This window comes from Luteococcus sediminum (genome assembly GCF_054783495.1).
The window spans coordinates 1-20,960 of sequence record NZ_BAAGQL010000049.1 but is presented as its reverse complement, the minus strand read 5'-3'; the positions used below and the strand labels follow the sequence as shown (position 1 = coordinate 20,960).

Here is a 20,960-nt window from a genome sequence, read left to right as displayed (position 1 = left end):
GAGCCTGTCGAAGGGCCTCCCGTCGAAGGAGGACGACGATGTCCGCAAGCACTCGACTTGCCCTCGCGCTGGTGGTGCTGGGAGCCACGGCCTGCGCTCCCGAGACACCCCAAGCGCCCCAGGACCCGGAGCCGAGCCGGACGAGTACGCCGGTTCCTTCCGCCACCTCGTCGGTCACAACCGCGTCGTCCACACCGTCCGCGTCGCCCATCCCCTCCGCGTCGGACTCCCCGACGAGGAGTTCCGCGCCCAGCCCCTCGGGCAGGGTGGTGCGCACCTCCTTCGGCGCCGCCCTGGATCCGTCGAAGTGCACCGCCAGCTCCGAGTACTGGCGGGGAAACCGTCGCTTCTACTTGAACGGCGAGGACTCCCAGGAGGGGTGCTTCACCTCCCCCTGGTTCGGGGGAAGTCATCCGGTGATGCTCTCCTACGGGCGCACGGTGGCGACCTGGTACGCCTCGCACGTGCACCACGGCGTCGACGTCGACATGCCCGAGGGGACCCCGGTGCGTTCCGGGGTAGCGGGCACGGTGCACGTCAGGCCGTCCACGATGGGTGCCTCCTACGGCAGCAAGCGCCTGCTGGTGCGCTCCGACGGCCGGGACCTCGTGATCGGCCATCTCGGCGAGTTGGCGGTGGCCGACGGCCAGCGGGTGCAGCCGGGTGATCTGTTGGGGCGCAGCGGAATGAATGGCTGTGAGCAGCAGGACGGGCCGCACCTGCACTTCGAGGTGCGCCCGTCGGGCACCGGTTACCAGTCGGCCGTCGACCCGTGGGAGTCGCTGCGGATGAGCCGCGCCTGAGGCTGCTTCCGTGGCCCGAGCCCCGTTCCGTCGCCCGAGCCCCGTTCCGTCGCCCGAGCTTGTCGAGGGCCGGCTGTCACGACGACGTGCACAGTCCACTGCGCACCCCCGATCCGCAGGGGCATGCGCTGCAGCGGGTGCCCGTGTCGGCCCGACGTGCGGGGTCGACTGCGCACGTCGAAAGGTCAGCGGAGGTCCGCCGTCGCCTCCCGCCACGCATCTGTCAGGGCGAGGAGGTCCGTCCGGTGGGCGGTGATCCGACAGCCCCGGCCGTTGGCCTTGCCGGTGATCCCCTCGCGCTGCCAGTGCTCGCGGGCCTCGTCGACGAGGTGGGCGGGCAGCTCCCCGGAGGCATTGGTGACCCGCCACCAGCAGACCGATGAACCGTCGCGCGCCACCACGGCGCCCACCTGCCGTGGCCCCGTCCCCACAATGCCGGCGAGGTCTCCATAGGAAGCCACCTCACCCGGAGGAATCAGCTCAGCGGCGCGCAGCACCAGTTCGGTGAGCAGTTCGCCCATCGGTGCTCAGGCCAGCGTGTTGACCAGCGAGTTGGCGGCGCGGGTCAGGTAGTCGCGGAAGGCGGCGTCGTGCTCGGCGACGAGCTGGAGTTCGTCGAGGCTGGTCAGCATGTACTTCAGCCAGGTGTCGCGCTCGGCGGGGGTGATCCGGAAGACGTTGTGGCGCATCCGCAGCCGCGGGTGGCCACGGTTCTCCTGGTAGGTCTTCGGCCCGCCCCAGTACTGCTCCAGGAAGGTGCGCAGACGGTCCTCGGCGGGGCCGAGGTCCTGCTCGGGGTAGAGGGCGCGGAACTCTGCATCCGCGGCCACCTGCTCGTAGAAGCGGCGCACCAGCTTCTCGAATGTCTCGTGGCCGCCCACGGCGTCATAGAAGGTCTCGCTCACCCGTCCAGTCTGTCAGGAGTGGCTGGACGGCTGGGGTCTCGGACGGGGGCAGGGGGTCGTCGTGCAGGCACTCGCCGGAACGTGCCTGCCAGCGCCGATGTGCAAAGCGCCAAGGACCTGTGCTAGCTTTCTCTAGCTGGCTTCGCCGGGCAGAACCGGAAAAGACAGTGATGCGCGAGTGGCGGAATGGCAGACGCGCTGGCTTCAGGTGCCAGTGTCCCTTGGGACGTGGAGGTTCAACTCCTCTCTCGCGCACAATCTCGGAACCGCTCCGACTAGGGAAAACTCCCCGGTCGGAGCGGTTCTTGCTTGTCCGTGCAATATACGTGCAATAGCGGGATCCTGCTCCGGGACGACGATGTCCTGTGGATTGAGCCCGACGGGTGCCGCTCGTGGCTTGGGGAAGCATGAGCGCACAACAGATCCCCGGTGGGGGAACGCACGTTGACTTGGGGGGAGGACGCGAGGTGGATGCCCATGATTCGGAGCGCGCCGAGGGGCAGCGCGTGGGAACGCAGTTCCAGTGATGGGTAACCGCAGCGGGTCTGCTGTTCGTCGAGTGGATGTCTCCGATCCCCGGGCCTGCTGCGGGTCCGAGTTCATCAGCATCAGGGACGCCGCCGCGCTACTGGCCGCCTACACCCTCATCTGTGAAGAGCCAGTTTGCCGCCACCAAATGTATGACGAGCGTGCTAGAATCGTTGCCATGACGGAGGCCTCGACACTGGCGACGTTGCCCCTTCCCACCTACGTTGCCGTGACTCTAGGGAACCGAACCAGGACCGTGCTGGAGCACGGCTTCCCCCGAAAGCAGGTGGGGCCCGAGTGGTGGACGAGAGAGCTTCACCGCCAGGGTCTGGGGCAGTCCGTGGGCACGTTCGAGCACGGCGCTGAGCAGCGGCTCACCCGCGCTAACCTGTTCCGGCTGGGGACATCAGCAGCCATGCCGAATGCGTCGGATGATGCCGTTCTGGAGTTTCTGTGGCACGTCCTCGCCTGGGGTACCGGCCCGAGCCAGCGAGGTAACCGGCGACGGATCGCCGCGTTCGCAACGCCGGAGGCCTCCGCAAAGAACCTTCCGCTGCTCAGGAGCGCCCTGAACTTCGCCGCAACGGGTGACTCGCACTCTGCGTACAGCTCCCTAATCCGCCGTGGTGGCGGCGTGATCCCCTGTCTTGGCCCGGCCTTCTTCACCAAGGTCCTCTACTTCGCCTCTGAAACCACGACCGGTACCCGCTGCCTGATCCTGGACGCCCGGGTGGCAGCCAACTTGTACAGCGCCGGTTGGAAGACCCTTCCCCACCGGGGTGGGAACTTCTCCTACAACTGGTTCACCACCACCTACGTCGACTATTGCGAGCTGCTGGCGCGATGGGCCGAAGAAGTCAGCCAGGAACTGGGCACGACTGTCTGGCCGGACGAGATCGAACGCACCTTGTTCGAAGGTCCCGACGCGTGAACGAGTGGCCGTGGGAAGGCGCCGTGCAGCAGGTGTTCGTAGACGTACTCACGGCTGAGGGATGGGTGATCGAGCGCGCGGCCAACACAGCGACTAGGGAGCACGGCGTCGACGTGAAGGCAGTCAAGGGCGTCCGGCGCTTGGGGGCGGAGGTCAAGGGCTACCCGTCCCCGGGCTACCAAAGCTCGAACAAGCCCGGCCTGAAGAAGCCGTCGACCGTCAAGAACCAGGCACTCACTGCCTACGCCCGGGCGTTGCTGGCGGCATTGAAGCTACGGGACGCCGAGCCCGACCGGGAGTCCCTAGTGGTGCTACCGGAGCATGCGCAGTACCAGCAGCTATTCGAAGCCACCCGGCAGAGCCTGGCTGCGGCGCAGGTGCATGTCGTGCTCCTGGGCCCGGACGGCACCATCACGTGCCCTACGTGGAGGCCATGACGCTCAGGGGCTTCGGGGCAAGAAATGTCAGACCCGTGTGGCTCAATGGGATGGAGACTTCCCTGCGGGAAAACCGCGTCCTCATTGTCACGAACCGAGGAGGGTTCCATGCCCAACCCACTGTCGCCGGGGTCTGCTGCAAGAACTGGTGACGGTAGTTGGGCAATCTGAGCGGTTGCCGGACGCATGATCATCTCGAACTCGACAGGGGTCAACCGCCGGAGTCTCTTCAGGCCACCCGGGCCGCAAGCGTGTCCAAGTCGGACCGCATCCGCGCGATGACCGCCTGTGGATCCTCTCCGGCTCCCTCAAGTTCCCGCAGCAGCAGGTCTCGCGCCAATGTAGAGACCGGGATCCCGCGCTCCTCGGCAGCTCGCGCCAGAGCCGTGAACTCCTCGTAGTTCAGCCTGATCTGCAGTGTCTTGGCCCGTCCATGTCCCCGGGTGATCTTCGTCCCGGGCTGGAGTTCCGCATCCTTGTTCTGTTCGCTCGCCGCGGCCTCCGCGGCGATCAGGTCCTCAATCCTCATCAGTGGCCTCCTCTCGATACCTGCGCTGGTCGGTGCTGTTCGACCGCCACGCGTTCACACCCCAGATCACTCCATCGTCCGGCAGGGCAATCACCGTCACCAGCGTTTGAAGTGACGTCGACCAGCCGATCACTCGGATCGTCCGGCCGGACTCCGATGCCGGGTCGGGGTCGAGCGCCAGGCGATTCGGATCGGCGAAGGCCTTGTCGGCCCATTGGGGCGTCATGTCGTGCTTGGCGATGTGGTCGCCCCGGTGGCGCCAGTCCAGTTCGTCCTGCACACCCGTATCGTAGTACATGTGCAATACGGAAGGTAGGCGGTTGTTGTTCATGAGGCTGCCGCCTTCCGTGCCATCTCGGACAAGTGCCTGGCGATCTCGCGGTCTCGATCCGCAGCCGCATGTTGGTAGATCATCGCCATGGCTGGCGTCGCATGGCCGAGGCGCCCCATCGGCTCCGAGAGCGTCGCACTCGACTGTGCAGCCAGCACCGCGCCCGTGTGGCGCAGGTGATGGAACTTCAGGTCCTCCCGTCCCGCCTTGGCACACGCCCGATGCCAAGCGCGCAAGAACGTCGACGGCCGAATGTTACGTCCGTCAACGGATGGGAACAGCAGCGCGTTCTGCCCGGGCGAGACGTCGGTCGCAAGGTGTCGGCGCAGGTCGGGAATGATGTGCGGCGGAATCGCCACACGGCGCTTGCCTGCCTTCGTCTTCGGCGGGCCGATCACCACCCGCCGGCCACCCAGGCCACTCCGCGCTCCACGCGCACGATCCCGCCGTCAAGATCAACGTCCTTGCGCCGCAGCTCGAAGACCTCGCCGTAGCGCATGGCGCACCAGGCACCGAGCAGGACCGCGGCACGCCACTTGTCGGGCATCTCGATGACGATGCGTGCCAGCTCGTCCAGTGTGGCGGGGGTGATGTCCTTCTCGCGACTGGTGGTGCCCGCGCCCTTGATCCGGCAGGGGTTCGTCGTCACTGTCGGCAGCGTGCGGTCCACGATCGCGGCATTCATGATGCCGCGCAGCAGGCTGTAAGACTTCGACCGGGTGCGCGCAATCTTCTTCTTCGCCATGGCCCGGTGCCATGCCACCACGTCGTCCAGGTCGATATCGTCCAGCCGCATGTCTCCGAGTGCCGGCAGGATGTGGTTGCGCAAGAGCATCTGGTAGTCCTTCTGCGACGAGGGCCGCAACGATCCAGCATCGCCCTGGGGAGTGGCAATCCGGTCCGCCAGCCAGGTCTGCGAGTACTCCCGCAGTGTGGGGCAGGGCGGCCTTGGCTTCTCCCGCGGTGTCGGCATCGTGACCAGCGACGCGGGGTCTGGTTCGCGGGTCTCCGGCGGCTGCCATACGCCGAGGTCGATCAGTCGCCGCTCCTGCGCCAGCCAGCCCTCGGCGTCGATCTTCGACGCGAAGGTGGCCGGCGCCATGTAGAGCTTGCAGTCCGGCCCGATGTAGCCGGCCTGCACCCGACCCGACTTCAACCTCCGTAGCCGCCCGAACCCGCGCCGCTCACGTTTCCCCGCGTCCTCATGTGCGTTCCCCCTCGAATTGCCCATCGTGAACCTCCCTGTCGCGTGCAATATGCGTGCAACAAACAAGCCCAAGACGGCCTCGTCGTGCTCACCTCTACAGGGGCAACGCAACCCCTCGCTGGCTTGCGTTTCCCCTAGTCAACTCGCCCTGACAGTGAATTCCCCCACCCCCGGATCGGAGCCGGCCCCGCGGCTCAACTCCTCTCTCGCGCACATCACGGAAGGGCCCCGATCTTCGGATCGGGGCCCTTCGTCGTGTGCGGGTGCTGCCAGGGGCCTGCCGTGAGTGTTGACTGGCGCCGACTGTCGGGCGGCAGCGGGATGTGCGGCGCCTCCGGTGCTGACCCAAGCAGGCGCTCCGCAGCCTCGTGCCCGCGACCCCAACCCAGGCAGCTCTTCCGCCGGGCAGCCCATGTCGCCCGGGCGCGCAAGGCCTGTGTGGGCACCGGTAGCATGGTGGCCCCTCGGTCGTGAGCATCGCCCGTCAGAGAGAGTCATGTCATGTCGCCAGATCCCACGCTGAAGGCCGTGGTCGCAGCCCGTCGCTCCGTGCTCCAGGCGCAGGACAGGCTGGACGCCGCCGTGGCTGCTGCCCGGATTGCTGGGGCGTCGTGGGCTGCCATCGGAGAGGCCACCGGGATGACCCGGCAGTCGGCGCATGAACGGTGGGGCCATGTGGGCTGCAAGGGCCAGGTCCAGGCTGACTGTGAATGTCACGCCTGGGGTTCCGAGGGCTGCCTGTGCATCCAGGGCCAGGCTCGCAGCCGACGCATGGTGCGAGGCAGTGGCGCGTCCGCAAAGGCCACCCAAGGATCGTCCTCAAGGTAGCTGACCTTCTCCTGACAGCTGCCACGCCGGGGTGCGTGCCCCCTACTGGATCGCCGGTTTGAGTTCGTCGGGTGTCGGGATACCCTGACGTCATGGTGTCTGGATTTCCTGACATCGGAGGACTCGTGGCAGGGGAAAACCGTGGACCAAGTCACCCTCGCTCGGTGGCAGTTCGCCATCACGACCGTGTACCACTTCTTGTTTGTGCCGATCACGATCGGGTTGTCGGCCTTCGTGGCCGCCTATCACACGGCCTGGGTGCGGAGCCACAAGCCGGAGCACCTGCGCATGACGAAGTGGCTCGGCAGCCTGTTCACGATCAACTTCGCCCTGGGGCTCGTCACAGGCATCGTCCAGGAGTTCCAGTTCGGGATGAACTGGTCCGACTACTCCCGCTTCGTGGGGGACATCTTCGGCGCCCCGCTGGCCTTCGAGGCGCTGCTGGCCTTCTTCCTCGAGTCCACCTTCCTCGGCCTGTGGATCTTCGGCTGGGGGCGCATCCCGGAGAAGCTGCACGCCGCCAGCATGTGGATCGTCCACATCGGGACGGCCCTGTCGGCCTACTTCATCCTGGCCGCGAACTCCTTCATGCAGCACCCGGTGGGCTACCGCTTCAACCCGGAGACCGGGCGCGCCGAGATGACCGACTTCGTCGCCGTCCTGATCAACAAGGTCCAGCTGGTCACCTTCCCCCACGTCATGGCTGCCGCCTACATGACCGGCGCGGCACTCGTGCTCGCCGCGGCCCTGTGGCACCTGCGCCGTCCCGGCGAGTCCGCGGATCTGGGCATGTACCGGCGTGCCACGCGCAGCGCCGCCATCGTGCTGCTGGCCTCGGGAGCCCTCGTGGTCGGATCGGGCGACCTCCAGGGCAAGGTGATGACCGAGGTTCAGCCCATGAAGATGGCGGCGGCGGAAGCCCACTACGAAACCTCGTCCCACGCCCCCTTCTCCGTGCTGAGCACCGGCGACCTCAACGGCGAGAATGCCCACCACTGGATCGAGGTTCCCGGCCTGCTCTCCTTCCTGGGCAAGGGCGACTTCAATGCCGAGATCGAGGGCATCGACAACCTGCGGGAGCAGTACGCGCAGACCTATGGTGGGGGAGAGCTCACCGCCGACACGGGCTCGCGCTACACCCCGAACATCCCGCTGGCCTACTGGACCTTCCGCCTCATGATGGGCACCGGCTTCGCCGCCATGGGCGTGGGCGCGCTGGTGCTGTGGATGACCCGACGGCCGGCATCCACCGGCGCACTGCGCCAAGCGTGGTGGCACTGGCTCATCATGGCCACCCCCCTCCTGCCGCTGCTCGCCAACTCCTTCGGCTGGATCTTCACCGAGACGGGACGCCAGCCGTGGGCCGTCTTCGGCCTGATGACCACCGCATCCGCAGTCTCCCCGGGGGTCTCGACGGTGGAGATCCTGGTCTCGATGAGCGCCTTCACCCTGCTGTACGGGGCACTGGCCGTGGTCGAGGTGAAGCTGCTGCTGCGCTATGTGCGCCAGGGGGCCGTGCCGGTGCCACTCCCGTCCGGGCCGAGCGGAACCGGCAGGCCATCCGACCAGCGACTCGTCTTCTCCTACTGAGGAATTGCCATGGAACTGTTCTGGTTCTGCACCATCGCCGTGCTGTGGATCGGCTACTTCGTCCTGGAGGGTTTCGACTTCGGTGTGGGCATGCTGCTGCCCATCCTCGACGGAAAACCTGCCGAGTCCCCCGACCGTCGACGCGTGATGCTCACCACCATCGGGCCGCACTGGGACGGCAACGAGGTCTGGCTGATCACGGCGGGAGGAGCCATCTTCGCGGCCTTCCCCCACTGGTACGCGACACTCTTCTCCGGCTTCTACATTCCCCTGCTCCTGGTGCTGGTGGCGCTCATCCTGCGCGGCGTCGCGCTCGAGTACCGCCCCAAGCGCAGCGACGAGGCCTGGCACCGGTGGTGTGATGCCGGGATCATGATCGGATCCTGGGTGCCGGCCTTCGTCTGGGGAGTGGCCTTCACCAACATCGTGGTGGGGGTTCCGATCGATGCCGACATGGAATACGTGGGCGGCCTGCTCGGGCTCTTCAACCCGCTGGCCCTCCTGGGTGGCATCGCGATGGTGGTGCTGTTCCTCTTCCACGGCGCCCTCTTCCTCACCCTGAAGACCGACGGTGCCCTGCACCACGCGGCCCGCGGCGCGGCCCGTCGCTTCGGGATCCCCGCCATCGGACTCGTGGCCGTCTGGCTCCTCGCCGTCCTCAGCCAGCGTTCGAGCACCGGGGCCTGGGTCCTGTTCGCCATCGCGGCCGTCGCCCTCGTGCTGTCGGTGCTCCTGGCCGGCGGGCGGGAGCGGCCCGCCTTCCTGGCCAGTTGCGTGGCCATCGCGATGGGGGTGGCCAGCCTGTTCGCGGCACTCTTCCCCGACGTGATGCCCTCCACCCTCGATCCCGCATGGTCCCTGACCCACCTCAACGCCGCGAGCAGCCCGCTGACGCTCAAGATCATGACGGGCGCGGCAGTGGTGATCACCCCGGTGGTGCTGCTCTACACCGGCTACACCTACTGGGTCTTCCGGCGCCGGATCAGCGTCGAGGACCTTGCAGAAGCCCACGGCTGAGGGGCCCCGACCGCGCATGGAACCCTTCGACCGGCGGTTGCTCGCCCTGGTGCCTGGAGCCCGACCGCACCTGGCGGCGCTGACGGTGTTGGGGGTGCTCTCGGGTGTCACGGCCATCGCGCAGGCGCTGGCGGTGGCAGGGCTGGTCCTGGCCGTGGTGCAGGGCGAGGCTCTGCACTCCGCGGGACTGCGGGTGGTGCTCGCCTTCGTCGCCCGGGGCCTGGTGGTGGCCGTCGGTGAACTGGTCGCGGCGCGGGCGGGGACGGTCGTCTCCGGTGGCCTTCGCCGGCGGCTCGCGGACCATGCCATGGCTCAGGGGCTGCACCGGGATGACGAAGACCAGCACGAGACGGTGACGCTGCTGACCCAAGGCGTGGGCTCGGTCGAACCCTATGTCTCGCGCTACCTGCCGTCGCTGGTCTCCGCCGCCGTCGTCCCCTTCGGCGTGGTGCTCGCCATGGTCTTCCTGGACCCGTGGACGGCCCTGGTGCCCGTGCTCACCATCCCCTTGCTGCCCTTGTTCGCGGCCTTGATCGGCATGGCGACCCGGGATGCCACCGAACAGCGGTGGCAGGCCCTGGAACAGCTCTCGCACCACTTCCTGGACATCATGCGAGGACTCCCGACCCTGGTCTCGCACTCCCGTGCGCACCTCCAGTCAGGCACCATCCGCACGGTCAGCGATGCCCACCGCAGGGCCACCGTCGAGACCCTGCGCATCGCCTTCCTCAGCTCGGCTGCCCTGGAGCTGCTGGCCACCCTCTCAGTGGCGATCGTGGCGGTGCTCACCGGCATCCGGCTGGCCGAGGGCGGCATGTCCCTGGCGGTGGGGCTGCCGCTGATCCTGCTGGCCCCCGAGGCCTACTGGCCGATCCGGCGCGTCGGCGCAGAATTCCACAGTGCGGCCGACGGGGCGACGGCACTGGGGACGATCGCCACGATCCTCGCCGGCCCCGTCGATGTGCCGGAGGAGGGCCGACGAAACGAGGACCGCGCCATCGTCCACCAGGTCTTTTTCCGGCACGCCCCGACCTCCTCCGACGTCCTGACCGGCCTGTCCTTCACCGCGGAGCGAGGGCTGACCGTGCTCGTGGGGCCGTCCGGATCGGGCAAGACAACGACCCTGGAACTGCTGGCGGGGCTACGTGTCCCCACCTCGGGGCAGGTCCTGGCACCCCGCGCCCACCTGGTCACCCAACGACCCTTCCTCGCCCCGGCCTCCCTGCGGACCAACCTGACACTGTCGTCGCCGCGGCCGGTCAGCGACCGGGAGCTGGGCGAGGTGCTCGACCGGGTGGCGCTCGGCGACCTGCTCGCCAGTCTTCCCCGGGGGCTCGACACCACCCTCGGCGAGGACGGCTTCGGGCTGTCGGCCGGGCAGCGGGCCCGAGTCGCCCTGGCACGTGCCCTGCTGTCCGACGCTCCGCTGCTGCTGCTCGACGAGCCCACCGCGAACCTGGATGCCGGCACCGAGGCCGTCATCGACGACGTGGTCCGGCAGGCGGCCCGGGAGCACATCGTCGTCGCGGCCTCCCACCGGCCTTCCCTGGTCGCCGCGGCCGATGCCGTCGTCGGTGTCGGCGACGGCGCAGCCCTTGCGAGGGGGCGATGATGGGCGCCGGCCGGTACCGCGGGCGACGTCTGGTGCCCGGCATCCTGCCGGCCTCGATCGTGGGAGGGCTCGCCCTGGCCTCGGGTGTTGCACTGACGGCACTGTCGGGCTGGCTCGTGGTGGCGGCGTCCCTGCGCCCGCCGATCCTGACGCTGATGACGGCCATCGTGGGGGTGCGGGCCTTCGGCATGGCGCGCCCGGTGCTGCGCTACCGGGAACGGGTCCGCTCCCACGATGCCGCCCTGTCGGCCCTCGCCGAGGAGCGCGGACGGGTCTACCAGCGCCTGGTTCCGCTGGCTCCCGCACGGCTGGGGCGTCGGGGCCGGGGCGACCTGCTGGCCGGGGTGGTCGACGACCTCGAGGACGTCACCCAGGCCCAGGTCAGGGTGGTCGTCCCCCTGGTCTCGCTGGTGGTGGCGGGCTGTGCGGCGGCCCTCATCGATGCCCTCGTCTTCCTGCCCGCCGTGCCCGTGGTGCTCAGTTCGATGGTCTGTGCCGCTGTGGTGGGCGTGGTGGGCTGGTGGCTCGAGAGCCGCGGCCAGGCCTCGGTGGTCGCCGCGCGGGCGAGTGTGGCCACCCTGTCGGCCGTGGTGGTGCGGGACGAGGCGGAGGTGGCGGCAGCCGGTGGCCAGGCGTGGGCGCTGCGGGCGCTGGACGAGGCCCAGCAGCGGCTGGCCCGGGCCGTCAGCCGCCAGGCGTGGGGGCGTGCGGTGGGTGTGGGGCTGGTGCCCGTCGTCACGGTCGGCCATGCGGTGTGGATGGCAGCGGTGGTGGAACCCTGGCTGGCGCGGGGCATGTCGACCCCGGTGGCAGCACTGCTGGTGCTGACCCCCGTCGCCCTGGGCGAGGTGATCGGTGGCATCCCGGATGCAGTGGGTTCCCTCGCCCGTGCCCAGGCCGCCGGTAGACGACTGGAAGGGCTGCTGGCCATGGAGCCGGCCGTGGCGGGCGCCGAGATCATTCCGGAGGAGGGGTCGGAGCCGGCACGCGAGCTCCCCGCCGATGGGGCGCCGCGGATTCTCGACGCGCACGGGCTGACGGCCCGCTGGGACAGTGAACGTCCGGCCCTGGCACCCACCGACCTCGGCGTCGAGCCGGGCCAGTTCGTCGTCGTGCAGGGGCCCAGCGGCTCGGGCAAGTCGACCCTGCTGGCGGTCCTGGCCCGCCACCTCGACCCAACCGGCGGAAGCTACCTGTTGGAGGGGCGCGATGCCCTGGCCGAGCCGCCCGCGGTGGCCCGTCGGGGGCTGGTGCTGGTCGACGACGAGGTGCACGTCTTCGCCTCCACCGTCCGCGAGAACCTTCGTCTGGCCAGTCCCTCCGCGACGGACCGGGAGCTGCTGGAAGTCTTGCAGACAGTGGGTCTGGAGAGCTGGTTCCAGAGCCTCCCCGGGGGGCTCGACGAACTCCTGGGGGCCGGTGGCAGGCGGCTTTCGGGGGGAGAGCGCGCCCGCTTCGGCCTGGCCCGGGCCGTGCTTTCGGAGCGTTCGGTGGTCCTGCTCGACGAGCCGCTGGCCCACCTCGACCCGGTCACGGCCCAGGTCGTCATGGAAGACCTGGCGAAGGCACTGTCCGACCGGGCCGTCGTGCTGGTGAGCCATCACGACGAGGGGGTCCAGCACGCCAGTGGCCGGGTGGTCCTGGCCGCACCGTAGTATCCGTGCATGCGGAACCCAGTGGCGTGGATGTGAGGGCGGCACCCAGGGCCTCATCCTCTGACTGAGGGACTCCTGGTGCCGGCATGTCACCAGATCGGTGTGCGGCCATTCGCCATGCGTTCGGGCTTCTTGGGGAGCTTTGGGTAGATGTGCGTGGTGGTCGCGATGGTCATGGGCAGCCCGGCAATGGTGCTGCCAGTACTGCAACGCAGTTGGATCCTGCTGCCTGCGGTGGTGACCTGCACCGCTTTCGGGCTGGCCATCATTGCCCGCGCCATCGGCAACCAGTCGCAGGACCTCATCCACAACACGGCGGGGAGCCTCCTGGTCCTCACCTCGGGAGCCCTGCTCACACCCGGCGCTGCACACCGTGGGTGGCTTTCTGCCGCTGCAGCACGCCCTCGACGCGATGCGTGCCAGTCTGGCCGGTCGAAGCCCGTGGTCGGGAGCGGCCGGGGAGCTTCTGGTCGCCCCCGCGTGGCTGACGGTGGCCACCATCGCCTACCGCATCGTCGACCACCGGACTCGGATGTCGGGTCGTGGGGCGATGCAGCGGTGACGCTCTGTCCCCAGTTCGGGTGGAGTGGCCGGTCCTTGGGTCACTCGTCACCCGAGAGCCGGTAGCGGGTTGACCGGGACCCCTGCTGCCCGTCCATGACCACGAGGCCATCCCGTAGTGGCTGGTCCAGGGCATAGCGCACCTGTCCCATCGTCAGCCCGGTCCCGCTGACCAGTTCGTGGATGGTCAGGGGCGCAGTGCTGTTGCCCAGGGTTGAGAGCACGAGAGGTTCATTGCGGGTGGGCGAGGTGCTTCGCAGCGATGCGGTGACCACTGGTCCGCTCTGCGAGGTGACGGCGGGTGGCGAGGCGGTATCGGAACCGCTGCGCGGGCGCCAGAGCAGAGCCTTGAACTGAACTCCGGTGTCGACCAGCTGGGGGCGTGACAGGCCTCGGTCCTGCACAGAGCGGAAGACCTCTCGAATACCCCCGCCCTCGCCCTCGATGACGGAGGCGCCGTCCGAGGTCGTCAGGCGTTTGGCGATCTGGTACAGCCGCTGGTTCACCGCAGCCTGGGCGTGCTCGACGCTGACCAGCTGAGTCAGTGAAACCCCCCGAAGGCCACCCGGACTGTGAATGAAGAAGCTCTTTGCAGTGAGTCGGATCTGGATCTGCTTGCCTGTGCCCAGGGTGCTCGGGCCGAGGTCGCGATGTACCAAGGCGTTGGCGACCAGCTCGCGGACGGCATTGAGGGGCAGCTCCGGGATCTCTTCCATGTGACCGTCGTCACGGTAGCGGTGGACCGTGTCGAGGTTGTTCTGGACCCAGCCGAGGATGTCCTCGAGCAAGGCTGGGACTGGGCCTGTGAAGTCCTGCAGATTGCGGTTACGGGCCTGGCCCTCCCCGCCGGCCAGCTGTACTGCAGCAGTCACCGTGAGCGCGGGGTGCTGGCCCTGGGGGTATGTCCCGAGCGAGTAGAGGCCAGCCACGGTCGGCTCGTCAGAAGAGTTCAGCACATTGGTCATCTGCAGGAGCTGGGCGTCCGTGCAATCACGCAGCCGCCGGTCGTGACGGCGGACGTTGTCAAGGTACTTGGCAACCAGATCCGCATCCAGATCTGCCCGCCCGCGTCCGATGGCGGGAGCCAGGTCGTGGTTCACCTGTTCGTCGCTGTGGAGCTTCGCCACCTCGAGCATCCGGAGCTCATGCGGGTGCATGGGATAGTCGCTGTCCGCCTGACGAAGGTACGCACGTCCGGCCACGGTGGCGGGCTTGTCGGCGATGTGAAGCGGTGCCACGTGGGCGACCAGGACCGAGTGGCCATCGACCTGGAAGGTCTGGAAGTCCAGGAGCGGCGCTGGATGGACTGCCTGACGGGCGATGGAGACGAGGCCTGCCTCAAGAGTTGCGATGTCGGGCACGCCGACCACGTCAAATCGTCCACCCGCCTCGTCGAGGCCGAGGATGACGGTGCCACCGTCGGGCATGTTGACGAATGCTGCAAGGGTTTCTGGCATCACCGGGACGCCACCGGCGGCGCGCTTCACCTCGATGGAGGTCGTGTCTCCACGGCGATCACGCATCTGCGTGATCGCCTCGGCCAGCCTCTCGTCACTCCAATTCTCACTGGCAGACTACAACTCTCAGTGCAACCATGAATGAGAGTTGTAGTGAGAGTTGAAGACTCAGGTCCTTCACATCCAGTCCCTGATTCGCGTCGGTCGGGGCGAGCGGCGCGTTCTGCCAGGGGGTGAAGGGTTCTCGAGGGCGGTGGAACGCTCAACTGCTTGGGTTCATTCACGTCCTGCCGATCAGCCCAGGCTGCGACGCAGCAGGCCCCGGTAGAAGATCCGTCCGGCCACTCGCACGGGCAGCGCCCACGGCATGCCCGTCACCGAGAGCTCCTGCTGCCAGTGCACCCGGCTCCCCCCGCTGGGCATGGCCGCGACATCGATCGTCGTCATGCCTCGCACCACGCGCCCCGTCTTCTCCAGGCGGGCGTGGCGTGCGTCGAGTTCGCGCACCACCATGCTGTCGTCGAAGCCGAGCGGGCCCAGAGCGGTGCGGGCCACCACCGTCGATCCGGGCCGCAGCGGGCGTTGCCAGTGCAGCGTCGTGAGGGGCGGTCGGTGGCGGTCCAGGTCGAGCACGCGAGACAGGGCCTGCTCGGGCGGCAGGCTGCTGGTGGCCTCGACGACGAAGTGGGTGCCCATGGCGGAAATTGTGGCAGACATGGCCGGTGCGAGGGGCTTTTCGGGTACCTCCAGAAACTATTTCTAGGGCTGTGGCTACGGGTTATGCCGTGAAAGTTCACCGACGGGCGACGGATTGGTCAGGGCTGCCCGAAATCCCGCGTAGGCTGATCTCATTGTTCGGCAGTTGGTTTGGCTTCACCGCGGTAGCAACTCGTGAGAGTTGGTAGTTCCTTCTGAAATGTGTGACGAGCAAGTCCCCGGTGGCGACCAAGACGTGGTCGCTCCACAAAACGAAGGAAATATCATGGCTACAGGCACCGTGAAGTGGTTCAACGCTGACAAGGGCTTCGGCTTCATCCAGCCCGACGACGGCTCCGCCGACGTCTTCGCCCACTTCTCCGCGATCAACTCCGGCGGCTTCCGCTCGCTCGACGAGAACGACAAGGTCGAGTACGAGCTGACCCAGGGCCCCAAGGGCCCCCAGGCGTCGAACATCTCCGTCCTGCGCTGATCGCAGCAATGCGTCGCTGAACCGCTCGCCGGTCCAGCATCCACGAAGGCCGTCACCTCACCCGGTGGCGGCCTTCGTCGTGCCTGCAGCCGTTCAGACGGCCCGCACCACCACACTGCGCGGCGCCTGGAAGCTCAACAGGCGCAACCACGGCACCTCCTGGCTGACCAGCTGTGCCCGCGGCAGGGCACGGGCGGTCTCGTACAGGATCACCGTCGCCTCCATCTCGGCCAGGCCTGCTCCGAGGCAGCGGTGGATGCCGTGCCCGAAGGCCAGCGACCAGTCGCCGTCCGGCCCTCCTGACAACTGCACCAGGACCTGCTCGCCGGCTCGGATCGCTTCGTCGCCCAGCTGGGTGTCGCTGCTGGCGACCCGTCGCCAGGTGGGCGTCGAGGAACCGGTCGCGAGCGCCTGGCGCACCACCTCGGTGCAGGCTTGCAGGCCATCCTCCTCATCCCCGCAGGCCGCCCATCGCCCCGGCTCCGACAGGGCCAGGTGCAGGCAGGTGGCGATCAGCATGCGCGTCGTCTCCTGGCCGGCGATCACCAGGAAGTAGCCCAACGAGACGATCCGGTCCTGGTCGATGCCGGCCTTCGCCAACGCCCCGAAGAGGTTCTCGGAGCCAGTGCTGCGTCGCACCTGTTCGCGCAGCCACGGGTGGAAGTCGGCGGCCGACGTGGCCAGCTGCAGCTGGCGCTCGTCGTCGGGCCAGCCCCAGAAGAGCTCCAGCGAGTCGGCACTCCACCGCGAGAGCTCGTCGTGCGGCGGGTTCGGCACCCCGCTCGCGGTCGAGGCGATCTGTGCCGGGACATGGGCGGCAACGGTGGTGGCAAGGTCCAGGCCCTGGTCCAGCTCGCCGGTCAGCCCGTCGAGCTGCTCGCGCACCAGGCGCTGCACCAGCCCGCGCTGGGCCTTGACGCGGGCAGGCGAGAAGAAGGGGGTGAGCACGCGCCGCACGGTGCGGTGCAGCTCGCCATTGGCCGAGGCCAGCACCGGCGGCAGCCGGAAACCAGCACGCACCAGCACCCGGGCGGCCTCCCGGGAGAAGGGACGCAGGGCCTGCAGCGCATTGTCGGCGGCGAAGTCCTCGGGCCTGGCCAACACCTCACGCACCAGCCCCGGTTCCTGGACGAACCGATGATCCTCGCGGTGCTCGACGGGCCGGCCGTCGGCGTGGCGGAAGGGGCACGTGGCTGGCGCTCCCCAGGCCAGTTCCACCACGTCACAGACCTGCGCCAGTGCCAGTTCCAGACGGTCTGGATCGGTGTCGGCATGGCAGGTGAGCCGCAGCCGGGCGATCCGGTCGGGAACACTCGGCGGGCGGAAGCAGCCCACCAGGACCCCACGCTCGCGCAGCACGTCGGCTGCCTCCACCGCGGCGGCCGGGGAGGGCATCCGTACCGAGACCACCGACCCCGCGCCGGGCTCCAGATGCTTGGCCACCAGGGGGCGACGACGAAGCCCCGTGATGGTGCGCTCCCGGGTGGCCGACAGCCGCGCCACCAGGTCGCCGTCGCCGGCCAGCTGGCAGGCGCGTGCCGCCCCGGCCGCGACGGCGGGTGACAGGCCGGTGTCGAAGATGAATCCCCGCGCCAGGTTCACCATGTGTGCCCGCCACAGCTTCGCATCGCTGCCGCCGAACAGGAGGGCCCCGCCCTGGGCGCCCAGCGCCTTCGACAGCGTGGCGGTCACGACCACCGGCGGGGCCTCGGGGTGGTCGTCGAAGAGTCCGTCGCGAGCGGCCCAGCTGCCCTCGGCCAGTGTGCCGATGGTGTGCGCCTCGTCCACCAGCAGGGCGGCTCCTGCCTCTCGGCAGAGGCGGTGCAACTCGGCGAGGTCGGCGGCATCGCCGAGCACCGAGTGGACCGACTCGACAGCGACAGTGGTGCGGCGACCGGTCTGCGCCAGCAGGGCCCGCAGCTCGTCGAGGTCGTTGTGGCCGAAGGTGGCGACCTCGGCATGGGCCAGGCGGGCGCCGTCGTGCAGGCTGGCGTGGGCCTGGGCGTCGAGCAGCAGCCGGCTCCTGGGGCCGGCGAGGGCACCCAGCGCACCCATGTTCGCGGTGTAGCCGCAGGAGAAGACCAGTGCGGCGCGGGCTCCGGTCAGTGCACACAGCTCCTGCTCCAGCAGCTCGTGGGCCGGGTGGGTGCCCGTCACGACCCGCGAGCCCCCGGCGCCCAGCGGGCCGTCCTGCAGGTGGCCGACGGCGGCCCGGCGGACCTCCGGGTGGTGTGCCAGGCCGAGGTAGTCATTGGAGGCCAGGTCGAGGGCATCGGGCGGTGCCGTGCGCGTCCTGCGCTCGATGCCGGTGCGCTCCGCCCGGTGCGCCCGGTGGGTTGCCCATTCCAGCCACTGGTCCATGTCGCGCACCCCGTTCTGCCCTGTCGGGCCGGTTCTGCACCGGCCCCACTGCGTCGTGGGGCCGCGCGCCTGCCTCAGGCCAGCACCGGAAATTGAACACTGTTCAAGAGGTGTGCTCGGCAGTCGTGCCTCCTAGGCTGGGCCCATGAGCTACCTGGCAAGCACCACCTGCGCCGCCGACGGCACCATCACCACCTTCGTCCTCGACGGCGAGGACCTCACACCGAAGGCCACCAGCCCGATCGGCAAGGGCGTCTCCGCGATGGCCGTCGACCACAGCGGCCGACGCGCCTATGTCTCGCTCAAGGAACCCACGGGCGTGGCCACCATCGACCTGGACCAGCAATCCGGGACCTGGACCACCAGCAGCCACCGCGAACTGCCCAGCCATCCCAGCTACCTGCGCGTCAGCGACGACGGCGGCCTGCTGCTCGGCGCCGACTACGGCGCTGGCCTCGGGCTGGTCTGGCCGATCCAGGACGACGGCAGCCTGGGTGAGCCGACCGACCGGATCAGCTTCGAGCGGCTGCACTGCGTCATCCAGCACGACCAGTTCGTCTACTTCGTCTCCCTCGGCGAGGACCTGGTGGCCTGCTACCGCCTCACCGAGGACGGTCAGCTGGAGGCGCTGGCGGACCACACCGTCGCCTGCCCCGCCGGCAGCGGCCCCCGCCACGCCATCACCAGCACCGACGGCCGCAACCTCTACGTCGTCACCGAGTTCTCCGGCGAGGTGCTGCGCTTCGCCCGCGACCCGAAGAGCGGCCAGATCGAGCTGGTGCAGCAGGTGACCGCCCACGCCACCGATCGTGGCCTCAAGCACAGCGTCATCGACGAGGACCCGCTGGAGAACCACTACATCTGGGGAGCCGACCTGCACCTGGCCGGTCCCGAGGGGCGGTGGCTGTTGGTCAGCGAGCGCACCGAGTCGACGCTGGCCGTGCTGCCGGTGGCCGATGACGGCACCCTGGCCGATGCCGTCTCGCTGGCCGAGGTGAGCACCCAGCCGCGTGGCTTCGTCGTCACCCCCGACGAGCAGCATGCCCTGGTGCCCGGCGAGAAGGCCGCCGTGCTGCAGCTGTGGCGCGTCGACGACCGGGGCCGGCTGGCCAAGGTCTCCGAGGTGCCCAATGACGCCGGGGCCAACTGGGCGCGCATCACCCAGCCCTGACCACTCGCCCGTCACGATTCGTCGGCAACTCGGCCCGCTATCCCGAACGGCGAGGCTCAGTGGGGCCATGAAACGTCCTGCAACAGGGCGTCACGGGCACCGTGCCCACGCGTCCTCGCGGCGCTGACGGTCACGGTGCCCTTGCTGCTGATTGCCCCCGCCCGGCCCGTCTGCGCCTGCTCGTGCGCGCAGCTGCCCCTCGCCGAGTCAGTCGCCGGGGCGGGGACGGTCTTCTCCTGTCGCCTGGAGTCCGTCGACCCTGCCAAGGGTGCGGCGAGCTCGAACCAAGTTCGCTACCACTTCGTCGTCCGCATGCTCAAGGGTCAGGCGGCCCACCGGCAGGTCGTCCTGCCACTCGGACTGGCAGTGGCCGTCATCGCGGGTCCTGGTTGCCTGGTGCTCCCGTCGAAGCTGGCGCCGACGGTCGAAGACGTCGCGCGAGCATGTGCACACACGCCATCACTCGAGTGCAGTCAGTGTCCAGCCCCTCGCACGGTCAGCGCAGCTCCTCCGGGATCCACCAGAGGCCATTGTTGTTCTTGGCCAGATAGTCCTTGAACTCCTGGCTGTTGTAGGCCGAGACAATGTCCTTGGCCCACTTCGCGTCCTTGTTGTCCTCGTGGACCACCACCTGCAGCACGAGGTGGGGCAGGATGTCCTCCTGCAGCAGTGCCTTGGAAGGATCCATCTTGGCGTTGTAGACGATCGATCCCGTGATGACGCCATAGTCGAAGTCACCAAGCGTGGTCGGGATGGTGGTGTTCAGGAGCTCGGTGAACTGCAGCTTCTTGGGGTTCGAGACGATATCGCTCTTGGTGACGGTGGACACGTCCTTGGCCGGGTCAAGCTTGATCCAGCCCGCCTTTTGCAACAGGGCGTAGGCGCGAGAGGTGTTGGCTGCGTCGTTGGGAACGGCGATCTTCGCGCCATCGCTGATCTGATCCAAGGATGTGTGAGTCTGCGAGTAGATGCCGGCAGGAACGGTGGGAATCGGTCCCAGAGCGGCGAGCGCCCCGCCATTCTTCTCGTTGAAGTTCTTCATGTAGGCGGTGTGCTGCTCGACGTTGACGTCGATGTTCTTCTCGTTGAGACCCATATCATTCTGGACGAGATCGGAGAAGTCGGTCCTGGTGAACGTGTAGCCCTGCTTCTGCATGATCGGGATGATGGCCTCTTCGAAGAGCACCGTGTACGGGCCTTGGGCCTTGCCGTAGCGAATTTCTGTCTTGTTGGGGTCATCTGCACTACTGGAGCCGCCGCAGGCGGAGAGTGTCAGTCCCAACGTGAGAACGACGGCCACGAGGGCGAAGAGCTTCTTCGTGGTTTTGTTTCCTTTGTGGGGTTGGATGTTGTCAGCGGGTGCGCAGGTGGCGGGAAATGGCATTCCCAATGGACTGGATGGCCTGGACCAAGATGATGAGCACCACCACTGTCAGCAGCATCAGAGGCGTGTTGAAGGCCTGGTAGCCGTAGGTGAGTGCAAGGTCACCCACACCACCGGCCCCGATGACACCCGCCATGGCAGTTGCATTCACCAAGGAGACGGTGCCCGTCGTAAGCCCGAGCACGATGGAGGCGCGTGCTTCCGGCAGCAGGAAGTAGCGGATGATCTGCCAAGTGGATGCCCCCATGGACTGAGCTGCCTCGACGATCCCGCGGGGCACTTCAAGCAGGGAGGTCTCGAGCAGGCGCGCCATGAATGGTGCGATGAAGACTGAGGTTTTCTCACCAGGATCCTCGGGTGGCGGTGGCGATCACGAGTGCTGACCCCCTGCGTGTCAGGGTGAGTTGAGACCAGTGGTTCATAGCAAGTCCGCCTCCGCAGGGCGAGATCAGGAACGACCCCGA

The 20,960-nt window shown here is 68.2% G+C and carries 22 protein-coding genes and 1 tRNA gene; 11 read left to right on the top strand and 12 right to left on the bottom strand.

Going from position 1 to position 20,960, the window contains the following annotated elements:
- The first annotated feature begins 38 nt into the window (after positions 1-38).
- The gene (locus tag ACYVKA_RS15190) at positions 39-803 is read left to right on the top strand and encodes a M23 family metallopeptidase (protein ID WP_460706704.1); all 765 of its coding nucleotides are present in this window, start codon (positions 39-41) and stop codon (positions 801-803) included.
- Between the two features lie 185 nt (positions 804-988).
- Here the strand turns inward: ACYVKA_RS15190 and ACYVKA_RS15185 are convergent, their stop codons facing one another.
- The gene (locus tag ACYVKA_RS15185; protein WP_460706702.1) at positions 989-1,324 is read right to left on the bottom strand and encodes an MGMT family protein; all 336 of its coding nucleotides are present in this window, start codon (positions 1,322-1,324) and stop codon (positions 989-991) included.
- Positions 1,325-1,330: 6 nt separating this feature from the next.
- On the bottom strand, positions 1,331-1,708 hold the full coding sequence (locus tag ACYVKA_RS15180; RefSeq protein ID WP_460706700.1) for a globin: 378 nt from the start codon (positions 1,706-1,708) through the stop codon (positions 1,331-1,333).
- 172 nt (positions 1,709-1,880) lie between these two features.
- On the opposite strand from ACYVKA_RS15180, the gene ACYVKA_RS15175 reads away from it, so the two are divergent.
- The 3 genes from ACYVKA_RS15175 to ACYVKA_RS15165 all read left to right on the top strand — a co-directional run bounded on the left by ACYVKA_RS15175 (position 1,881) and on the right by ACYVKA_RS15165 (position 3,604).
- Positions 1,881-1,963: transfer RNA gene (locus ACYVKA_RS15175), tRNA-Leu, on the top strand.
- Positions 1,964-2,234: 271 nt separating this feature from the next.
- Complete coding sequence (locus ACYVKA_RS15170; RefSeq protein WP_460706698.1) at positions 2,235-3,167, top strand: 8-oxoguanine DNA glycosylase OGG fold protein; 933 nt, start codon at positions 2,235-2,237, stop codon at positions 3,165-3,167.
- Positions 3,164-3,604 (top strand): hypothetical protein, encoded by a 441-nt coding sequence (locus tag ACYVKA_RS15165; RefSeq protein WP_460706696.1) that lies wholly within the window; start codon positions 3,164-3,166, stop codon positions 3,602-3,604. Before ACYVKA_RS15170 ends, ACYVKA_RS15165 begins: the two co-directional genes overlap by 4 nt.
- A 229-nt stretch (positions 3,605-3,833) precedes the next feature.
- Here ACYVKA_RS15165 and ACYVKA_RS15160 read toward each other — a convergent pair whose 3' ends face one another.
- From ACYVKA_RS15160 to ACYVKA_RS15145, 4 genes are read right to left on the bottom strand one after another with little or no spacing between them, the layout of a single operon-like run.
- Positions 3,834-4,133: a hypothetical protein gene (locus tag ACYVKA_RS15160; RefSeq protein WP_460706694.1), complete on the bottom strand. Its 300-nt coding sequence runs from the start codon at positions 4,131-4,133 to the stop codon at positions 3,834-3,836.
- The gene (locus tag ACYVKA_RS15155; protein WP_460706692.1) at positions 4,123-4,464 is read right to left on the bottom strand and encodes a BrnT family toxin; all 342 of its coding nucleotides are present in this window, start codon (positions 4,462-4,464) and stop codon (positions 4,123-4,125) included. The genes ACYVKA_RS15160 and ACYVKA_RS15155 overlap by 11 nt, the downstream gene beginning before the upstream one ends.
- Complete coding sequence (locus tag ACYVKA_RS15150; RefSeq protein WP_460706690.1) at positions 4,461-4,865, bottom strand: tyrosine-type recombinase/integrase; 405 nt, start codon at positions 4,863-4,865, stop codon at positions 4,461-4,463. Before ACYVKA_RS15150 ends, ACYVKA_RS15155 begins: the two co-directional genes overlap by 4 nt.
- Complete coding sequence (locus tag ACYVKA_RS15145) at positions 4,859-5,605, bottom strand: tyrosine-type recombinase/integrase (RefSeq protein WP_460706688.1); 747 nt, start codon at positions 5,603-5,605, stop codon at positions 4,859-4,861. The genes ACYVKA_RS15150 and ACYVKA_RS15145 overlap by 7 nt, the downstream gene beginning before the upstream one ends.
- A 1,035-nt stretch (positions 5,606-6,640) precedes the next feature.
- On the opposite strand from ACYVKA_RS15145, the gene ACYVKA_RS15140 reads away from it, so the two are divergent.
- From ACYVKA_RS15140 to cydC, 4 genes are read left to right on the top strand one after another with little or no spacing between them, the layout of a single operon-like run.
- A complete protein-coding gene (locus ACYVKA_RS15140) occupies positions 6,641-8,089 on the top strand; it encodes a cytochrome ubiquinol oxidase subunit I (RefSeq protein ID WP_460706686.1) in 1,449 nt (482 codons plus the stop codon).
- 9 nt (positions 8,090-8,098) lie between these two features.
- Positions 8,099-9,106: a cytochrome d ubiquinol oxidase subunit II gene (gene cydB / locus ACYVKA_RS15135; protein WP_460706684.1), complete on the top strand. Its 1,008-nt coding sequence runs from the start codon at positions 8,099-8,101 to the stop codon at positions 9,104-9,106.
- A 16-nt stretch (positions 9,107-9,122) separates the two neighbouring features.
- Complete coding sequence (cydD, locus tag ACYVKA_RS15130; RefSeq protein ID WP_460706682.1) at positions 9,123-10,718, top strand: thiol reductant ABC exporter subunit CydD; 1,596 nt, start codon at positions 9,123-9,125, stop codon at positions 10,716-10,718.
- Positions 10,718-12,373 (top strand): thiol reductant ABC exporter subunit CydC, encoded by a 1,656-nt coding sequence (gene cydC, locus ACYVKA_RS15125; protein WP_460706680.1) that lies wholly within the window; start codon positions 10,718-10,720, stop codon positions 12,371-12,373. Before cydD ends, cydC begins: the two co-directional genes overlap by 1 nt.
- A gap of 89 nt (positions 12,374-12,462) precedes the next feature.
- Here the strand turns inward: cydC and ACYVKA_RS15120 are convergent, their stop codons facing one another.
- Entirely contained in the window at positions 12,463-12,642 is a 180-nt protein-coding gene (locus tag ACYVKA_RS15120; protein ID WP_460706678.1) for a hypothetical protein, read from the bottom strand.
- A gap of 104 nt (positions 12,643-12,746) precedes the next feature.
- Here ACYVKA_RS15120 and ACYVKA_RS15115 point away from each other — a divergent pair, with 104 nt between their 5' ends.
- Positions 12,747-12,935 (top strand): hypothetical protein, encoded by a 189-nt coding sequence (locus ACYVKA_RS15115; RefSeq protein WP_460706676.1) that lies wholly within the window; start codon positions 12,747-12,749, stop codon positions 12,933-12,935.
- A gap of 40 nt (positions 12,936-12,975) precedes the next feature.
- Here the strand turns inward: ACYVKA_RS15115 and ACYVKA_RS15110 are convergent, their stop codons facing one another.
- Both ACYVKA_RS15110 and ACYVKA_RS15105 read right to left on the bottom strand, forming a co-directional pair.
- Positions 12,976-14,457, bottom strand: coding sequence for an ATP-binding protein (locus ACYVKA_RS15110; protein ID WP_460706674.1), 1,482 nt, complete (start codon positions 14,455-14,457; stop codon positions 12,976-12,978).
- 228 nt (positions 14,458-14,685) lie between these two features.
- Positions 14,686-15,087, bottom strand: coding sequence for an SRPBCC family protein (locus ACYVKA_RS15105; protein WP_460706672.1), 402 nt, complete (start codon positions 15,085-15,087; stop codon positions 14,686-14,688).
- Positions 15,088-15,373: 286 nt separating this feature from the next.
- Here ACYVKA_RS15105 and ACYVKA_RS15100 point away from each other — a divergent pair, with 286 nt between their 5' ends.
- Complete coding sequence (locus ACYVKA_RS15100; RefSeq protein WP_394275514.1) at positions 15,374-15,580, top strand: cold-shock protein; 207 nt, start codon at positions 15,374-15,376, stop codon at positions 15,578-15,580.
- A 93-nt stretch (positions 15,581-15,673) separates the two neighbouring features.
- Here ACYVKA_RS15100 and ACYVKA_RS15095 read toward each other — a convergent pair whose 3' ends face one another.
- Entirely contained in the window at positions 15,674-17,941 is a 2,268-nt protein-coding gene (locus ACYVKA_RS15095; RefSeq protein ID WP_460706670.1) for an aminotransferase class I/II-fold pyridoxal phosphate-dependent enzyme, read from the bottom strand.
- A gap of 145 nt (positions 17,942-18,086) precedes the next feature.
- Here ACYVKA_RS15095 and ACYVKA_RS15090 point away from each other — a divergent pair, with 145 nt between their 5' ends.
- A complete protein-coding gene (locus ACYVKA_RS15090; protein WP_460706668.1) occupies positions 18,087-19,112 on the top strand; it encodes a lactonase family protein in 1,026 nt (341 codons plus the stop codon).
- Between the two features lie 496 nt (positions 19,113-19,608).
- Here the strand turns inward: ACYVKA_RS15090 and ACYVKA_RS15085 are convergent, their stop codons facing one another.
- Together ACYVKA_RS15085 and ACYVKA_RS15080 are read right to left on the bottom strand one after the other, a co-directional pair.
- Positions 19,609-20,412: a MetQ/NlpA family ABC transporter substrate-binding protein gene (locus ACYVKA_RS15085; RefSeq protein WP_460706666.1), complete on the bottom strand. Its 804-nt coding sequence runs from the start codon at positions 20,410-20,412 to the stop codon at positions 19,609-19,611.
- A 52-nt stretch (positions 20,413-20,464) separates the two neighbouring features.
- The gene (locus ACYVKA_RS15080; protein WP_460706757.1) at positions 20,465-20,821 is read right to left on the bottom strand and encodes an ABC transporter permease subunit; all 357 of its coding nucleotides are present in this window, start codon (positions 20,819-20,821) and stop codon (positions 20,465-20,467) included.
- Between the last annotated feature and the right edge of the window lie 139 nt (positions 20,822-20,960).

What these genes read in the sequence shown, in the direction of transcription:
- ACYVKA_RS15190 (WP_460706704.1), top strand. Translation starts at nt 39, where the DNA reads ATGTCCGCAAGCACTCGACTTGCCCTCGCGCTGGTGGTGCTGGGAGCC.
- ACYVKA_RS15185 (WP_460706702.1), bottom strand. Translation starts at nt 1,324, where the DNA reads ATGGGCGAACTGCTCACCGAACTGGTGCTGCGCGCCGCTGAGCTGATT.
- ACYVKA_RS15170 (WP_460706698.1), top strand. Translation starts at nt 2,235, where the DNA reads ATGGGTAACCGCAGCGGGTCTGCTGTTCGTCGAGTGGATGTCTCCGAT.
- ACYVKA_RS15160 (WP_460706694.1), bottom strand. Translation starts at nt 4,133, where the DNA reads ATGAGGATTGAGGACCTGATCGCCGCGGAGGCCGCGGCGAGCGAACAG.
- ACYVKA_RS15155 (WP_460706692.1), bottom strand. Translation starts at nt 4,464, where the DNA reads ATGAACAACAACCGCCTACCTTCCGTATTGCACATGTACTACGATACG.
- cydB (WP_460706684.1), top strand. Translation starts at nt 8,099, where the DNA reads ATGGAACTGTTCTGGTTCTGCACCATCGCCGTGCTGTGGATCGGCTAC.
- cydD (WP_460706682.1), top strand. Translation starts at nt 9,123, where the DNA reads ATGGAACCCTTCGACCGGCGGTTGCTCGCCCTGGTGCCTGGAGCCCGA.
- cydC (WP_460706680.1), top strand. Translation starts at nt 10,718, where the DNA reads ATGGGCGCCGGCCGGTACCGCGGGCGACGTCTGGTGCCCGGCATCCTG.
- ACYVKA_RS15120 (WP_460706678.1), bottom strand. Translation starts at nt 12,642, where the DNA reads ATGATGGCCAGCCCGAAAGCGGTGCAGGTCACCACCGCAGGCAGCAGG.
- ACYVKA_RS15110 (WP_460706674.1), bottom strand. Translation starts at nt 14,457, where the DNA reads ATGCGTGATCGCCGTGGAGACACGACCTCCATCGAGGTGAAGCGCGCC.
- ACYVKA_RS15105 (WP_460706672.1), bottom strand. Translation starts at nt 15,087, where the DNA reads ATGGGCACCCACTTCGTCGTCGAGGCCACCAGCAGCCTGCCGCCCGAG.
- ACYVKA_RS15100 (WP_394275514.1), top strand. Translation starts at nt 15,374, where the DNA reads ATGGCTACAGGCACCGTGAAGTGGTTCAACGCTGACAAGGGCTTCGGC.
- ACYVKA_RS15095 (WP_460706670.1), bottom strand. Translation starts at nt 17,941, where the DNA reads ATGGACCAGTGGCTGGAATGGGCAACCCACCGGGCGCACCGGGCGGAG.
- ACYVKA_RS15090 (WP_460706668.1), top strand. Translation starts at nt 18,087, where the DNA reads ATGAGCTACCTGGCAAGCACCACCTGCGCCGCCGACGGCACCATCACC.